The organism is uncultured Paraglaciecola sp. (genome assembly GCF_963977085.1).
Classification (GTDB): domain Bacteria; phylum Pseudomonadota; class Gammaproteobacteria; order Enterobacterales; family Alteromonadaceae; genus Paraglaciecola.
The window spans coordinates 127021-143188 of record NZ_CAXBNC010000004.1 but is presented as its reverse complement, the minus strand read 5'-3'; the positions used below and the strand labels follow the sequence as shown (position 1 = coordinate 143188).

Genomic DNA, 16168 nt, shown 5'->3' with positions numbered 1-16168 from the left:
GGATAATCAATGCTTAGCCTAACATCTTACATTTATTGCCCCATCAGAGTAGGTTGCCTTGACTGATAGCGCTATTCAGTTGGTAACTCGACTCATTCAGGACAGCCCGATCAAAAAAACACATCTTCAGTATCCTTTCTTGAGACCAATAATGGGTTTATTCAAGAGAATCAAATTAAAACCTGTGTCCCTGCTAAAGCAGGGACCTGATTACGTATTGTAAAATACCGCCGTGGCGGAAATACTCAAACTCATTGGGTGTATCTATACGGATCTCGGTTTCAAAACTAACAGAGCTACCGTCTGACTTTTGAATCTCTACTTTTACCTGTTTCTGTCCCGCTTCAATCGCCTGAATAGAATACTGTTCTGTGCCATCTAAATCATAAGTGTGGGCGCCTTCGCCTTGCTTAAATTGCAATGGCAATATGCCCATTCCGATAAGATTTGAGCGATGTATTCGCTCGTATGTCTCAGCAATCACCGCTTTGACGCCCAATAACAAGGGTCCTTTGGCAGCCCAATCACGAGAACTCCCAGTGCCGTATTCCTTACCCGCAATAACAATAGTAGGTATGTTGTCAGCAATATACTGCTGCGCGGCGGCGAATACTGTCATCTGTTCACCGCTAGGCTGCTGACGAGTAAAACCGCCCTCTGTGCCAGGTGCAAGTTGATTTTTAAGTCTTACGTTGGCAAAAGTACCGCGCATCATGATTTCATGATTGCCTCGTCTAGAGCCATAAGAATTAAAGGCTTTTTGCTCAACATGATGCTCTCGTAGATAATCAGCAGCGGGCGTCTGTTTGCCGATAGAGCCTGCAGGGGAAATATGATCAGTGGTGACGCTGTCTGCTAATTTGAGTAAACAGCGCGCATTTTGAATGGCTTTGGTTGGCTCTGGTTGTGCGGGCATATTCGTAAAAAACGTCGGTTTTTTCACATAGGTACTGTCTGGCCAGTCGTAAATATCAGCCTCCACTGTTTCAAGATTCTCCCAAATATCCCCCCCGTCATAAACAGAGCCATATTTTTCGGTGAACATCGACTTGTTAACAACCCGGGTCACAATATCTTGAATTTCTTGCTGGCTTGGCCATAAGTCTTTCAAATAAACAGCTTTGCCAGTGCTGCTGATACCAAGAGGGTCTTGAGTAATATCTATTTTCATATTACCTGCCAGCGCATAGGCGACCACTAGAGGTGGCGACGCCAAATAGTTTGCTTTGACATCAGAATGTATTCTACCTTCAAAATTGCGGTTACCTGACAATACTGATGTCACGGTTAAATCACCTTTCCTGATCGCTTCAGAAATGGCCTCGGGCAATGGGCCTGAGTTACCAATACAAGTGGTACAACCGTAACCCACTAAGTTAAACCCCAGTTTATCCAATTCTTTAGATAATCCAGCTTTATTCAGATACTCGGTCACCACTTGTGATCCTGGTGCAAAACTGGTTTTTACCCAAGGTTTCACCGTTAATCCTAACGCGTTGGCTTTTTGTGCCAACAGCGCTGCTGCAACCAACACAGATGGATTCGAAGTATTGGTGCAACTGGTAATCGCGGCGATCACCACAGCACCTTCATGAAGTTCCAAGTCTTGTTGATTATGACGGTATGAAACAGTGGTTTTTGAGCCAATATTTTCCGCACCGCCTTCACTATCAAAACGAGCCTCCTGCTTGCCTTCTGACGCAATCGCAAGTTCATTTTGCTCAGTTAACCAATCTTGAAAAGACGAGGCGGCTTGATCTAGATTAATTCTATCTTGCGGACGTTTTGGCCCAGCAATAGCGGGAACAACAGTGTCCAAATTCAAGGAGAGTGTGGCGTGATACTCCGCATCTGCTTGTGCTTCACTGCCCCACATGCCTTGGGCTTTTGAATACGCCTCAATAATTTCAATCTGCTGCTCACTGCGGCCAGTTAGCGCCAGGTATTTGCTAGTTTGTTCATCAATTGGAAACAGACCACAGGTTGCACCGTATTCTGGAGACATATTGGCAAGTGTTGCACGATCAGCCACGGTTAAGTGCTGTACCCCAGAACCAAAAAATTCTACAAACTTGCCTACTACACCAAAGGCTCGTAATTGTTCGGTCACCGCTAATACTAAGTCGGTCGCAGTGGCTCCTGGAGGCAACTGACCTTTTAATTCCATGCCAACCACTTCAGGTATCAACATAGTTACGGGCTGACCCAACATAGCGGCCTCAGCTTCGATACCGCCGACGCCCCAACCTAGAACACCTAAGCCATTTATCATAGTGGTATGTGAGTCAGTGCCAACTAAAGTGTCAGGGTAAAGTAATGGTATTGCTTGCTGCTCATCTACAAAGGTCACTCGCGCCAAATATTCCAAATTCACTTGGTGCACTATGCCCTTTCCTGGGGGGACAACTTTGAAGTTATCAAATGCACTTTGTCCCCATTTCAGAAACTGATAACGCTCTTTATTCCGCTTAACTTCAATTGCAGTATTATGCTCAAACGAATCAGCCTTACCGAACTCGTCTACCATAATCGAATGGTCAATAACTAAATCCACTGGTTTAAGTGGGTTAATTTTATTGGGGTCGCCCCCTAAATCTAACATCGCATTACGCATGGCGGCTAAGTCAACTACAGCTGGTACCCCTGTAAAGTCTTGCAGTATTACTCTGGAGGGAACAAAGGCGATTTCGGTATCAGAAGAGGATGTAGTATCCCATTTTGCTAGGGTTTGAATATCTTCTGGCTGAACATACAGCTCATCACTATGGCGTAATAAGTTTTCTAATAAAATTTTTGCTGTGAGAGGAAGTCGCTTAATGTCTTCTTGCAAAGTGCTTAGATCGAAGTATTGATACTTTTTACCCCGTACATTTAAGGTGGATATATGTTTATTTGATGCTGTCACTCTACTCTCCTTTTGGCGTGTAATTTTGCCTATTTGAGACAAATACCTTTCGTTATTTAGGCCTACTTAATTATTAATCTGTTGGTTATTCTTAATAAGAAAATACCGCAAGCAGCAATGAGTATGACTGACTTAGTGATATTTGCCTTGTTCATTTTGTGCCAATTGTACTAACCAGATAAAACACTGGCTAGCAGTGGAACCCCTTGCTCTATATGATGATCGCATAATTAGAAGACCGAGCAGCGCCTGGCGCTACTCGGCTATATGAGCAGTGATTCTAGTGTTTACTTTGTTCTTGTAGAGACTTCATCTCATCATGCATCAATTGTGCATCTGCGCGAACATGTGTCAGTACACTCATGGCTTGCAGCGGTTGCTTAGCGTTTAATGCCTCGTCTAATACTTCCAGCACCTTGTCTTCCACTTCTTCAAGTTGTTTGACATAGGTATAATCCTCGTTATCTGAGAACATTGCCGCAAATTTAGTATACAATTTTCGTGAATCAACAACTATGGACGTGCCGTCTTCAACCTCTCCTTGTTGTTGCACTGCAAGTGGCTGTAAAGCTTGAATAGCGGCCTCTTTTTTAGAGGCCATTTTGATAAAGGTGTTTTTGACAAAGCTGTCGTTTACTTGCTCAACTGCGTCATGATAAAACTCAACCCCCGCACTCATAACTTGAATGACATCTGTTACTTTCTCTACACTCGTTGTCTGATTTAACATATTAACTCCTGTTTTGATTGTACCACTAGCCATTGCTAGCTTATGATACTAACAGCAAGCAGCATTCCATTTTTGAACCTTAGATAAGGCATTGATAAATAATAACATTTATTTTATTTTTGGTTGCCTATGTTAGATAATGTGAAAAATTTACAAGGTTTTTTACGTTTTTACATAGCACTACAATACAAGTTGATACATCACCACTTTACTGCCTGGGGTTGCCAATTTGCCAAAAATAACCTTAAAGAGTGAATAGATTGAACCTTATCATTCCATTATAGTTATGTTCACAACTAAGCTAGTTATCCCTTAAAGAATCAAATAATGCTCAATACCAACTCAGCATGAGGATATCCATTGTTAAACGTACTACTTGTCGATGACGACACCGAATTTACTGATGTTGCAGCTAACATTATTGAGTTTTTAGGGCACCAAGTGTCGGTTGCTGCCAACCTAAAAGAAGCCTATGAGTGGCTTGAAAGCCAACCTTTTGAGCACATTTTGTTAGACTTTATGCTACCTGATGGCAGTGGCTTACATTTAATCGATCACCTCAAAAAATTAGATTCAAAGGCTCAGATTACTTTTATTACAGGTCACCCATCAGTAAAAGGCATTCTTGCCGAGCTCAGTGGTCCTAAAATGGATTATTTAGTGAAGCCTCTGCAGCGTGAAGATATTGAAAGGGTACTGTCTAACAAACCCCAAATTAAACCTGAAGCTAAAACTTCATCCATAAAACGTCATTTCGGTTGTTTAATTGGCGAATCTGCGCCTATGCAAGAATTGTATTTAATGATCGAACGTGTTGCCAAAACCTCTGCCAATGTGATGTTAATGGGCAGCAGTGGTGTGGGTAAAGAAGTCGTCGCCAATGCAATTCATAAAGCTAGCCAAGTAACAGGTCAGCTAGTCACAACAAACTGTGGCGCACTGTCCAAAGAGTTAATTGGAAGTGAGTTGTTTGGCCATGAAAAAGGAGCCTTTACCGGCGCGGTGGCAAAAAAAGAAGGGGTGTTTGAAAGGGCTGAAGACGGCACACTATTTTTAGATGAAGTCACCGAAATGCCTATTGATATGCAGCCTAATTTATTACGAGTGTTAGAAAGTAAAAAAGTCATAAAAGTAGGAGGCACTAAAGAAATTCCGGTTAATTGCAGAGTTGTGTCAGCCACCAATCGCACCATGGAATCAATTGCTCAAGATAAGGTACTGCGTGAAGATGTCTACTTTAGATTAGCTGTATTTCCCATTCACATCCCTTCATTACGAGAGCGCAAAGAAGATATCCCACTATTAGCAAAGGCATTTTTAGAAGAGTTAAATGCCGAAAACAACTGTGAATACGTTTGGACGGATGCACAACTTGAGCGACTAGGTAATTTTGACTGGCCGGGTAATGTCCGCGAATTAAGACACAGCGTGCATCGCGCATTTATAATGAGCGATCCAAGTGGCAATGAAATCCAGCTACCTACTAGCTTTGAGTCACCTTTTTCACTCACTAAAAAAGAAAACAATAATGTCACTGCAGGGCAAACAATTGAAAATGTTGAAAAAGAATTGATCCGTATCACCCTAGAAAAGGTACAGGGTAATAAAACAGCAGCGGCAGATATGTTAGGCATTAGTACCAAAACACTCTACAACCGCCTACATGCCTATGGTGACTTTGCTGAATAAAAGGCATCACACATTTGCTAAACCAGTATTCAATTAATCTCTGTGGAGAAAACCATGTCATCCGGTGAAGACAAGTCAGTTAATAAGTTAGTGCACGATGCAAGATCACCACTGAATCGTATTTCTATGAATGCAGAAATGATTAAACTGATTTTGGAAAACGATATGCCAAAAGAAAAAGGCATACAAGCGGTTGATAAAATCATCAATGCCTGTCAAGAATGCAGCGATACCCTGCAATTACTAAGCACTGAACACGGTGACAAATAAAATGGTTGAGCAGTTAAGACAAAAAAGACTTCTTGATAACTCTTTGCCCACTTGGTTGCTGATTGCCCTAATAGTGCTGTGTTTAATTGCTGGAAATGCCTATTTGGCTATCAGAACTATAGGCGCGTTATCCACTACGCAACACCAGTTATATCAGACATCTGAGTCAATGATGGCGCTTAACAACCTACATATTTCAGTCCTATCTGCAGAAACCGGACAGCGAGGTTATTTATTAACTGAAATTGACGACTACCTCAAACCTTATCGCAGGGCACTTGAAGCTGTTTCTGCACAAATGGATATTGTTAAAAAACAGACCTTCCAACATGCACAAGCAGATTCGAAAATTGACTCATTATTAAACATTAGCAACAAAAAAATCAGTGAACTAGAAACCACTGTTGGACTGGCATTGGTGAACAACGAAAAACGCGCCATTGGCTTGATAATGACCGGGCGTGGCAGAAATTGGTATACAGAAATTTTATCGCTGATTAACGAATTGCAACAGGCTGAAATCGCCTTTAGAGATAGCCAATATGAAAAACTCTTAAAAATACAAAAAGAAGCCAAAATAACCTTCATTATCTCAGGCATCATTAGTGCCTTATTGTTACTTGGCATGTTGGTTTTAGCACGGATCAATATTGGTAACGAAGGCAAGCTTCGGAAATCTCTAGAACAACAAAACGATAAATTAGCCGAACAAGTTAAAATTAGAACCAAAGAATTAACTGTGTATTCAGAAGAGCTTTCTCGCAGCAACCGTGAATTAGAAGACTTTGCATTTGTTGCCTCTCACGACTTGCAAGAGCCACTGCGGAAAATCCGCGCATTCGGTGACAGGCTCATGTCAACCTACGAACATGAACTCGAGGGCAAGGGTGTTGACTATATTACACGCATGAAATTGGCCGCTGAGCGCATGTCTAATTTGATAAATGATTTATTAGAATTTTCGCGGATAACCACTCGTGGAAAGGAATTTATCGATGTTGATATGCAAGCAGTCATTGCTGATATTTTAAGTGATTTAGAAATTGCCATTGAAGAGAGTCATAGCCAAATAACAGTCGATGAACTACCCATAGTCAAAGGCGACAAAGGCCAAATGTATCAACTGTTTTTAAATTTACTCTCTAATGCTATAAAGTTTCGTAAACCCGATGTAGCGCCACAAATATCCATTAAATACACTCAAAGTGAATCTTATGATGCACTTACCGAGCGAGCTGTAAAATGGCATGTGATTACGCTAACCGATAATGGCATAGGCTTTGAGCAAGAATTTGCAGACAAGATATTTGTGCCATTTCAACGCTTACATGGCAGATCAGAATACAAAGGAACAGGTATAGGTTTAGCCGTGTGCAGACGTATAGTCGAACGACACGGCGGCACAATTTCAGCTAAAAGTGAGTTGTCTAAAGGTTCTGTATTTACACTTACTCTCCCTGTCGGAGCCACTCTTTTTAAAAACAACGGATAAATACATGAGCACACTAATCAAAAAACCTATCACTATATTGATGGCGGATGACGACGAAGATGACAGGTTACTGACTAAAGAAGCCCTAGAGGAAAGCAAAGTATTAAATAATCTACTTTGCGTAGAAGATGGTGTGGAGCTTATTAGCTATCTCAAACGCCAAGGAAAATATGCCGATGTTAACGCCTACCCTTGGCCTGGCATAATTTTACTCGATCTTAATATGCCTCGAAAAGACGGTAGAGAAGCGCTAAAAGAGTTAAAGGCAGATCCAGAATTAAAATCCATACCTGTCGTTATTCTGACAACCTCAAAACAAGAAGAAGACATGGCTAAAGGTTATGGCTTAGGCGCGGCGTCTTTTATTACTAAGCCGGTCAACTTTGAAGGTTTGGTCGAATTAATGAAAGCCTTAGGGAAATACTGGATTGAGTTTGTAGAACTGCCTAACCACCAATAAATATGACTGAGTAATGTCTGTGACCACTATGTTAGAAAAAAAAGCGCGGATTCTAATTGTTGAAGATGATGAAGATGACTATGTCATTGCCAGAGATTACCTTGAAGAACTCGACGAATACAAATTTGAAATTGACTGGGTAGCAACACCACAGAAAGCATTAATACAACTTGAGTTAAATCAACATGATATCTGCCTATTGGATTATCAATTGGGCGCACACAATGGTTTAACGGTATTAGAAAAAGCCACTGATATGCATTGCCGCGTGCCTATCATCATGTTAACAGGCCAGTCAGACAAGGTTTTAGACAAAGCTGCGTTAGATGCCGGTGCCGTAGACTTTATTGTTAAAAGTGAACTTGATAGCCCAAGATTTGCCCGGGCGATCCGTTACGCTATCGCCCGTCAAGAAGTCCAAAAAGAGCGTTTAGAGCGAATTAATATTGAAACTCAGATTCGTTCTAAGGATAGATTTTTAGCACACTTGAGTCATGAATTACGCACACCTTTAACTTCCATTCTAGGTTATACAGAACTACTGCTCGACAGCGAAAAAGCCGACCCCGTTTCTCACGAACTCAACATCATCTTAAACAACGGTAAACATCTGCTGAGCTTACTGAATGACGTTTTAGACTTATCCAAGATTGCCGCAAAAAAACTTGAGTTAACACCCACAACTTTCAACTTAAATAGTTTTATGGCAGATATTTACACCCTGATGCAAGTGTCGGCAAATGATAAAGGCATTGAACTTTCCTTAGTTTCAAGCACACCTTTGCCCGAAGAAATACATTGTGATCCCACACGCCTAAGGCAAGTGCTAATCAATTTGATCCACAATGGCATAAAATTTACTGATAATGGCAAAGTCAATGTCACTGTATGTGCCGAGTTAAAAAATGACCAGTATTCCTTGTATTTTGATGTAGTCGATACAGGAAAAGGCATTCCTTCTGAAGCCATTGATAAAATTTTTCAACCTTTTGAACAAGTCGAAGACACCATCTCCCGGAAAGAAACGGGCTCAGGATTAGGACTGGCTATTTCATCTGAGCTAGCTAAAAAGCTTGGCGGAGGAATTAAGGTCAAGTCTAAGGTTGGCGAAGGCAGTTGTTTTACCTTGTGTATAGTATGCCCAAATATAAAAGACACCGAATTGTGCCATCTCTCACTGCATAGAAAAGTAATAGGTGAAAAGAGCGCCTCCCTTAAGCCACTCTCAGGCAGAGTATTAGTCGTAGATGATGTGGCTGATATCAGAATGTTAATAGGGCATACAGTGCGAACCTTTGGCTTAAATGTAGATTTTGCGGAAAACGGGCAACAAGCGGTTGAAAAAGCGGTAACAGGTATTGAAAAAGGCACACCTTACTCTGCCATCTTAATGGACATTCATATGCCTGAAATGGACGGGAAAGAAGCCGTGGTTGAAATCAGAAAGCGAGGCGGAAGGCAGCCCATATTGGCGTTAACCGCGGCCAATATGAAAGGAGTCAAAGAGAATTTACAAACCCTAGGGTTTGACGACCTAATCTCTAAACCCATAGATAAAATGTTGTTATATAGGCACCTATCTTCAGTTATTAATACTGCTACACAAACAAAAGCAGACCAAAAGCAAAAAGTTGATACTACGCAGCCAGAAATACAGGATAAATATTTCATGCTGGTTGAAGACGATATAGATGCGGCTGAAATTACCAAATTATTATTAGAATCAATGGGCATTAAAGTTGCAGTGGCCCACTCAGGTCAAGCTTGCAGGCAGCTACTGACGACACGTAAAAAGTGGGATAAAATTTTAGTCGATGTCCATCTACCAGACGAAAACGGCTTAGAGTTGGCTAATTACCTGTCTTTTCAGAACAAGTCTACCGAGATAGTCATAGTCAGTGGTGCTGAAATTAATAATGCAGCAATCACAAATAGCGGCGCTAGCCATGCCATTATGAAACCTTTAAATAAACAAAAACTGCTAGATTTAGCCCTTAAATAATTTGAATTCTCAGGCGTAATAGCACTTACGCCCATACCTTTTTAATAAAACAAACTCTCTTAAGGTTTAGTCATAGTCGTGGCTAAAGAAGAAGGATGTGCAGCTCCTACCTCATTAAGATCATCATAACGAGCAAACCAATTAAAATGACTGATCGATTTACAAACGGGGATGTTCATCATAATGGGGGCTGAAGAACGGAAAAACGTCGACAGTTGTAGATTAAAAAACTTCATGGCCATTTTACTCTTAAATAATAAAAAACCGCGCCATTTAGGCGCGGTGGATGCTGATATATAAAGCTTAGTTACGTGCTACAAGCTCTTTAAGTTCAAGTTTATTAATAACATTTGTCACGTCATCAGTATTTTTGGCAATGGCAACAGCAAGATCCCGTTCTGAGTCAGAGTCCACACTACCTGTGAGTGTCACAGTGCCAGAGTTAACTTCGACCTCTATGTCTAAACCGCTGACTTGTGATTCAAACAACAATCTTGTTTTAACCACTGTTTCCACTTTAGAATCTCTGAGCTTTTGCATCATCTCATCATCTTGTTTTGGGTTTTCTGCAGAAACAACAGTTAAGTTATTTTCAACTTCTGTTACGCCTTCTAGAGAAGCAACTAATTCTTCAGCTAAGGCTTTATCAACTGAATTATCAACTTTTCCGGTTAAAATTACCGTACCGTTTTTGACATCAGTATTAATATCAAAGGAATTCAAATTACCGTTAAAAAGCAGTGTTGATTCGGCTTTACCATCTATCCACGCATCTTTTGCACCTTCTTTCCAAGTGTTTTCAGCGCTGACGTTTAAAGAAGCCGTACTAATAGCAGTTGCGATAAGAATTGAAATAGTTGTACGTTTCATAATTTTTCTCCTGTTAAAAGTTCACAGACACTAATGCCAGTTTGATGCCATAACATAACCACTTGATATTTATATATATTTTAAAATTCCAAAAGAAACCAACCAGAGACAACCTTGTAACTGTTGCTGGCAACTGTGTAAAAATTTCACGTCGGGACATAACAATAACAAGATGTAATTTGGGTAACTTAAACTAAAACCTAGGCTTTGCTGAATTGCTGTTAAAAGTTACAATCAAGGTTGACTCTACTGGTCACTCCTCCAAGAATAAGGTAATTTACTTGTCGATTTCAAAACACTATAAAAATATAGCCTTGGTAGTGTTCCACAGATCTTACCCACTAAGGTACCTATGCATATTTTTAATCAGCTTCTCTTTTAGGTTTATCGATTAGTTATGACTTCACGTTTGCTCACAATCATCTTAGCCCTTGGCTTCATTGCAGGCATGTGTATTGCCACACAACTCTATTTATCAGAGAACAATGAGCCGCTCCCCGTGCCACAAAGCCACCTTAATTCCAATTACTCTGACGATGTTGGACCCATTCTTGAGCAGCGCTGTGTGGTTTGTCATGCTTGTTACGATGCCCCTTGCCAGTTAAAACTTGGGTCATTTGAAGGTCTAACACGTGGTGCCAATAAAGAAGCTGTTTATGATGGTGAACGTCTACTTGAAGCTAATCTCTCTCGACTTTTTGAAGACGGTCATAGTATTGAACAATGGCGTAAAAAAGACTTTTTCCCAGTACTCTCTGACTCAGCTGGCACGACTAACGACAATCAACAAAACAGTCTTATGGCAAAAATATTGTTGCTAAAGGAAGCGAATCCACTTCCCAAACAAAGGTTATTACCTGAAGAATTTGAGTTGGACTTAAATCGTGACTATCAATGCCCTACCAACAAAGAGTTTGATGATTATGCAACTGACTATCCGTTATGGGGTATGCCCTATGGTTTGCCTAATATTGATAATGCAGAACATCAACTTCTTTTGGATTGGATAACTCATGGGGCCACAAAACCTAAACTGCAGCCAATCACACAACAGACCCAAGAATTTGTTGATAAGTGGGAATCATTTTTAAACCAAGACAGTCATAAAGCACAATTAATGAGCCGTTATCTATTTGAACATTTGTTTTTGGTTCACTTAGCCTTTGCGGATTCCACACCGAAACGTTTTTTTAAACTTGTTAGATCTGCCACCCAGCCCGGTCAACCAATAGAAGGTATTTATACCCGCAGACCTTTCGACGATCCCAAGGTGTCCCGAGTTTATTATCGTATTCAACCTGTACAGGAAAGTATCGCTCATAAATCTCATATGCCAATCACACTTGACGATGAAAGAATGCGGCGCTGGACAGAATGGTTTTTAAAGGCTGATTATGAGGTTAACGCCCTTCCCTCTTATCAGCCTGAGAAAGCATCGAATCCTTTTATCACTTTTGCGCAAATCCCTGTTAAGACGAGATACAGGTATATGTTGGATGAAGCGCAAAATACCATTATGCAATTTATCAAAGGTCCTGTTTGCAGAGGCCAGATGGCCCTCAATGTAATTAACGATCATTTTTGGGTGTTTTTTGCCTCACCTGACTTAGAGTTTGTTGAAAATAACGATCAATTTATGCAACAGGCTAGACAAAATATTTCCCTGCCAGCAGAAGCCCAAAGTAATGCATTACCCACATCTTGGTTAACCTATGCCGCAAAAGAAAAGGAATATTTAAAGGCCAAATCTAAATTTATTGAACAACATTTAAAAAATAAAATCGACGTCACACTCGACCTTTTGTGGGATGGTGAGGGAGAAAACGATAACGCCACCTTAACCATTTTTCGCCATAACGATGCCGCTAGTGTCGTAAAAGGTTTGGTTGGTGAGAAACCTCAAACAGCTTGGGTGCTGACCTATCCGCTGTTTGAACGCATTCACTATTTGCTTGTTGCAGGATACGACGTATACGGCAACGTTGGTCATCAGCTAAATAGCAGAATGTATATGGATTTTTTGCGGATGGAAGGTGAATTTCACTTTCTTAATTTTTTACCTCTGAAAAGCCGCGAAAAAATAAGACAGAAATGGTATCGCGGCTCCGTAAGTGAAGTCGAAAAATATGTATATGATGCGAATCAAGCATCAGTTGAAACCAATATTGGTTACCAAACCAAACAACCTTTAGATGAGTTGTATCAAAAAATACAGGCTCATTTTACTGAGGTATCCAATCAAGGTCATGCCCTCACTAGTGGCTTAAATCAGCAGCCCGTTTTAAATGCACTGCAAAAGATTAATAAGGTCACAGGGCTCAGTGCATCACTTGTCCCGCAATCATCAATTGTCAGAATAACTGATGTCGCCAATCAGAAGACTGTGTTTTATACGTTACTGCGCCATAACGCCTATAACAATATTTCACATTTATTTGGTGAAGATGACAGACGATTGCCTGAAGAAGACAGCATGACTATAGCGCCAGGATTAATGACCTCACATCCCAATGCATTTTTTACTGTGACAACCACTCAGCTGGCAGATTTTGCAAATGCCATCAGTGGGTTAAGTTCAGAGCAAGACTATAAAGTGCTCAGAGAGAACTATGCGGTATACCGTACTTCAGCAAATTTTTGGGAATTTTCAGACGCTATGCATCAGTATTATGAAAAGCTAAACCCCTTAGAATTTGGTGTCCTCGACTTTAATAGATTAGAGAATCGATAAGTCACAAAATCAATAGAATTATCCTGTCTTAGAACGTCAGTTAATCTACCTTAGTCATTTAATGATTAAGGTAGTTTAGTAACCGCTATTGTTCTCTCCTGTAATTGGCTTGTTGAGCTTTAGCTAGTTCTGGCCTATAAAAGCCAGGTAATTCAACTGAGCGTTGATGTAGCTCTACTAACAACCTTCCCCGTTGCGCGTAATCAATAGCTTTTGCCCTCCAGTTTGCTTTGTAATATTCAACCGCACTCGAATAGTAAAATTCAGCTCGCTCTAAACGCAACACACTGTTTCTATCTGTTTTTCCGCGATCGGCAGTAGCGAGTGCGATTTTTAGCTTGTCAATGCTGGCAGGCATGGGCTCAATCTGTGCAGGATTATTGGTTTGTGATACTGCCATTGCAGAAGTAACAATAGTTAAAATAATAGCGGCGAAAAGAGTTAAAAATTTCACAATACAGCTCCTACAATAAATGATGACTAGACGTAGAAGCTATTGCAGAAACGATACCAACCTAGGAACAGAATCAAATCACCGCAAATAAATCTTAGAAACACCGAATTGACTGGGCCAAAGCCTTCTATTGAATATAATTCGATCTGGGTAAGGAGGATTTTCTTGTGAATATGAGCGTTTACAAGTAAACAATAAAGTAATTTTTTCAAAGCTCCTGAGTAAATCCTACACACCCTAACATTCGAAAATTCAGAGCAATAAAAAAACTCAACTCTGGCAGATGTGTTTGCAGAATTGAGCCGAAACTAAGTCATTAAATTCGCAGTTAAAAAAGCTTGAGTAACATTGAGAGAATAATAGAAGCAGGAGGTTTGGGTACATCAGTAGTGGCGCCCTTTATTGATCCCGCTACAAACATACTGGCAATACCAGTAGGGGATGAGATAAAGGACTCACTTTTAGATTTGGCATTTTCTAATTGTCGTATTGAATACTGTTTAGCAAGATTAGCGTTAACGCTCGCTTGCTGTAATTTCAACTTCTGTTTTTTCATCGGATCAAACACAATATTCACCCCAAGCTACTCGCTTTGTGAAGTAAACAGCAAATCAGCGGTTGCTGTCATCTTGATAGAACTGATCGCTGAACTCAGAATTCTCTTTGTAAAAAGCCATGCACCTAGATTAATCACCAGAACTAACAGCAGACTCCACAACCAATGATAACCGAATGACGTTAAGCCATATGTCATGCCAACCATTAAGCTCACCCAAACCACTATTCCTAAGGCAATAAGTACTAAAAGACAAATCAAAGTGACTAAAATAGCTTTGATAGAGAGTTGAAAATCCGCTGCAACCACAGTTGCGTTAGTTCTTAAGTATGCTTTCAGCCCCTGAAATACTTTATCCCAGGCCAATAAAACGTCAGATACAGTCGCTTCATTGGCCTTGGAAGCCCCTCGTTCATGGGGTGTTTGTTGTGTTGTGGAAGTCATATAGATTAACTATTTTCTTCTAAGGAAAGTAGTTAATAACATGCCTGCAGCAAAAGCTATGCCGGCAGTAGCAACTGGGTTTTCTTTTGTGTATTTGCCCACAGCGGATTGCTCCCAATATTGTTTAACTTGTTGCTGTTTCTGTTCCATAGTTTCTGCAGAAGATGCTGCAGTGTTACGCAATTTCTGCTCAGCCGTTACAGCATGACCAGATAAGGTATCCACGGATTCATGGAGGGTTTCAGTCATTGAGTCTGCAATAGGTGTACCTGAGTTACTTTTAGAAAGTTTCGAGTTAGGTTTTGTGCCTGTTGAGGTTGTCATAATGCTCTCCAAATTAGTTAAAACGTTATCTAAAGCGATGTATTCCACTCTAGTCAATTAAGAACAGCAACCTCTATGCCACACCACAAAAACAAAACCAACTCCTTTAAAATCAATCTGTTACAAAAAACTCGTTAACATAACAAAGCTAGTAACAAATAAATGAATGTAAATAATTCACAGTCATCAGCAATAATTACGTCATACGACTAAAATAAGCGCACTACAAAATGTTCTCACCTTCCTCTGGATCTCTAGCCTGAGCAGCTTGCTCTCTTATCTCATCATGGTCGCTACTGGTATCATCGTTAGTGGCCTTTATTGCGTCTTGCTTGCTATTGTCCACAAAACTGGAGTGCTTTTTGTACGACTCTTCTGGACGAGAAGCGTCAGTATTTAATATGATCCGCTCACGGGCATCATCAGGCATAGCAATGTCTTCGGCTAGAAATGTCGATACTAGCCTTTTCATTAAAACAGATGCGACTTTTAGTTGACTATCAATTTCGCTATTTACCCAGAAAAACAGCTTTAAGTTACAGCTAGATGCACCCAAAGAACTGACTAACACCTGAGGCGCGGGATCATCCAACACCGCGGGTTGAGATGACATAATATTCATGGCCAAAGATTGAGCATGGTCAAAGTCAGTATCGTATCCCACTCCGATATCAATAGTACCTCGCATAAAAGGGTTGGCAGTCAGGTTGCGTATCGCGTTTTTATATATAGTAGCGTTGGGGAGTTGCACGTGATCTCCATTAAAATCAACTAAGGTAGTGGCTCTGGAAGTCATTTTTTTCACTACACCTAAATATCCTTCCACCTCTATGATGTCTCCCAATTTAAAGGGGCGTTGTACACTCAGTAGTAAACTGGATAGAAAATTTTCGGCTATATCTTTAAAAGCAAACCCTATAATTAGTCCAATTACTCCAGTTCCACTGAGCAGCGCTACGGCAAATTGCGTAAGACCGACTAGACGCAATAAAATGTACAGTCCAATGAGCACAACCAGTAAACTCATGGTTCTGCGGATAACCATTTGGATCAGTTTACTAGTAGTTGCTTTCGCGAGAGGTTTTGTCAGAAAATTTGCGATAGGCCTTGATAGCCAGAAAAATATTACGAATATCAATCCTCCTAATAATATAGAAGGTAACTTTTCCATAACGACTTGAGTCACTTGAGTCAGATCATCAAGTACTAATTGGGTTTGCATATCATCTACCTCGGTGTAC

At 40.5% G+C, this 16168-nt stretch carries 15 protein-coding genes; 6 read left to right on the top strand and 9 right to left on the bottom strand.

Translation table 11 applies throughout. The annotated features are described in order from the left end of the window. Window positions 1-193 precede the first annotated feature (193 nt). Both acnA and AAC000_RS06470 read right to left on the bottom strand, forming a co-directional pair. A complete protein-coding gene (gene acnA, locus AAC000_RS06475) occupies window positions 194-2905 on the bottom strand; it encodes an aconitate hydratase AcnA (RefSeq protein ID WP_339721134.1) in 2712 nt (903 codons plus the stop codon). 280 nt (window positions 2906-3185) lie between these two features. Beyond that, on the bottom strand, window positions 3186-3635 hold the full coding sequence (locus AAC000_RS06470) for a PA2169 family four-helix-bundle protein (protein ID WP_339721133.1): 450 nt from the start codon (window positions 3633-3635) through the stop codon (window positions 3186-3188). A 360-nt stretch (window positions 3636-3995) separates the two neighbouring features. Here AAC000_RS06470 and AAC000_RS06465 point away from each other — a divergent pair, with 360 nt between their 5' ends. From AAC000_RS06465 to AAC000_RS06445, 5 genes are read left to right on the top strand one after another with little or no spacing between them, the layout of a single operon-like run. Next, window positions 3996-5324 (top strand): sigma-54 dependent transcriptional regulator, encoded by a 1329-nt coding sequence (locus AAC000_RS06465; RefSeq protein ID WP_339721131.1) that lies wholly within the window; start codon window positions 3996-3998, stop codon window positions 5322-5324. A 54-nt stretch (window positions 5325-5378) separates the two neighbouring features. After that, window positions 5379-5594: a histidine kinase gene (locus tag AAC000_RS06460; RefSeq protein WP_339721128.1), complete on the top strand. Its 216-nt coding sequence runs from the start codon at window positions 5379-5381 to the stop codon at window positions 5592-5594. A gap of 1 nt (window position 5595) precedes the next feature. Then, window positions 5596-7086: an ATP-binding protein gene (locus AAC000_RS06455; RefSeq protein WP_339721126.1), complete on the top strand. Its 1491-nt coding sequence runs from the start codon at window positions 5596-5598 to the stop codon at window positions 7084-7086. 4 nt (window positions 7087-7090) lie between these two features. After that, window positions 7091-7546, top strand: a complete 456-nt coding sequence (locus AAC000_RS06450; protein WP_339721125.1) for a response regulator — start codon at window positions 7091-7093, stop codon at window positions 7544-7546. Window positions 7547-7559: 13 nt separating this feature from the next. Continuing rightward, a complete protein-coding gene (locus tag AAC000_RS06445; protein WP_339721124.1) occupies window positions 7560-9548 on the top strand; it encodes a response regulator in 1989 nt (662 codons plus the stop codon). Window positions 9549-9607: 59 nt separating this feature from the next. On the opposite strand, the gene AAC000_RS06440 is transcribed toward AAC000_RS06445, so the two are convergent. Both AAC000_RS06440 and AAC000_RS06435 read right to left on the bottom strand, forming a co-directional pair. Next, the gene (locus tag AAC000_RS06440) at window positions 9608-9784 is read right to left on the bottom strand and encodes a hypothetical protein (protein ID WP_339721122.1); all 177 of its coding nucleotides are present in this window, start codon (window positions 9782-9784) and stop codon (window positions 9608-9610) included. A gap of 67 nt (window positions 9785-9851) precedes the next feature. Beyond that, window positions 9852-10418 carry a BON domain-containing protein gene (locus AAC000_RS06435; protein WP_339721121.1) on the bottom strand — a complete coding sequence of 189 codons (567 nt, stop codon included), beginning with the start codon at window positions 10416-10418 and terminating at the stop codon, window positions 9852-9854. A 397-nt stretch (window positions 10419-10815) separates the two neighbouring features. On the opposite strand from AAC000_RS06435, the gene AAC000_RS06430 reads away from it, so the two are divergent. Beyond that, entirely contained in the window at window positions 10816-13149 is a 2334-nt protein-coding gene (locus AAC000_RS06430; protein WP_339721120.1) for a fatty acid cis/trans isomerase, read from the top strand. Between the two features lie 85 nt (window positions 13150-13234). On the opposite strand, the gene AAC000_RS06425 is transcribed toward AAC000_RS06430, so the two are convergent. The 5 genes from AAC000_RS06425 to AAC000_RS06405 form a co-directional block, all read right to left on the bottom strand. Beyond that, window positions 13235-13603, bottom strand: a complete 369-nt coding sequence (locus tag AAC000_RS06425) for a hypothetical protein (protein ID WP_339721118.1) — start codon at window positions 13601-13603, stop codon at window positions 13235-13237. Between the two features lie 328 nt (window positions 13604-13931). Then, window positions 13932-14171 carry a hypothetical protein gene (locus AAC000_RS06420; protein WP_339721117.1) on the bottom strand — a complete coding sequence of 80 codons (240 nt, stop codon included), beginning with the start codon at window positions 14169-14171 and terminating at the stop codon, window positions 13932-13934. 15 nt (window positions 14172-14186) lie between these two features. After that, the gene (locus AAC000_RS06415) at window positions 14187-14603 is read right to left on the bottom strand and encodes a hypothetical protein (RefSeq protein WP_339721115.1); all 417 of its coding nucleotides are present in this window, start codon (window positions 14601-14603) and stop codon (window positions 14187-14189) included. A gap of 9 nt (window positions 14604-14612) precedes the next feature. After that, window positions 14613-14927 carry a DUF883 domain-containing protein gene (locus AAC000_RS06410; RefSeq protein WP_339721113.1) on the bottom strand — a complete coding sequence of 105 codons (315 nt, stop codon included), beginning with the start codon at window positions 14925-14927 and terminating at the stop codon, window positions 14613-14615. A gap of 223 nt (window positions 14928-15150) precedes the next feature. After that, on the bottom strand, window positions 15151-16149 hold the full coding sequence (locus AAC000_RS06405; RefSeq protein WP_339721111.1) for a mechanosensitive ion channel family protein: 999 nt from the start codon (window positions 16147-16149) through the stop codon (window positions 15151-15153). Window positions 16150-16168 lie beyond the last annotated feature (19 nt).

Coding starts and splice junctions, on each gene's coding strand:
- AAC000_RS06430 (WP_339721120.1), top strand. CDS start 10,816: ATGACTTCACGTTTGCTCACAATCATCTTAGCCCTTGGCTTCATTGCA.
- AAC000_RS06440 (WP_339721122.1), bottom strand. CDS start 9,784: ATGAAGTTTTTTAATCTACAACTGTCGACGTTTTTCCGTTCTTCAGCC.
- AAC000_RS06435 (WP_339721121.1), bottom strand. CDS start 10,418: ATGAAACGTACAACTATTTCAATTCTTATCGCAACTGCTATTAGTACG.
- AAC000_RS06460 (WP_339721128.1), top strand. CDS start 5,379: ATGTCATCCGGTGAAGACAAGTCAGTTAATAAGTTAGTGCACGATGCA.
- AAC000_RS06410 (WP_339721113.1), bottom strand. CDS start 14,927: ATGACAACCTCAACAGGCACAAAACCTAACTCGAAACTTTCTAAAAGT.
- AAC000_RS06470 (WP_339721133.1), bottom strand. CDS start 3,635: ATGTTAAATCAGACAACGAGTGTAGAGAAAGTAACAGATGTCATTCAA.
- AAC000_RS06405 (WP_339721111.1), bottom strand. CDS start 16,149: ATGCAAACCCAATTAGTACTTGATGATCTGACTCAAGTGACTCAAGTC.
- AAC000_RS06415 (WP_339721115.1), bottom strand. CDS start 14,603: ATGACTTCCACAACACAACAAACACCCCATGAACGAGGGGCTTCCAAG.
- AAC000_RS06450 (WP_339721125.1), top strand. CDS start 7,091: ATGAGCACACTAATCAAAAAACCTATCACTATATTGATGGCGGATGAC.
- AAC000_RS06445 (WP_339721124.1), top strand. CDS start 7,560: ATGTCTGTGACCACTATGTTAGAAAAAAAAGCGCGGATTCTAATTGTT.
- AAC000_RS06455 (WP_339721126.1), top strand. CDS start 5,596: ATGGTTGAGCAGTTAAGACAAAAAAGACTTCTTGATAACTCTTTGCCC.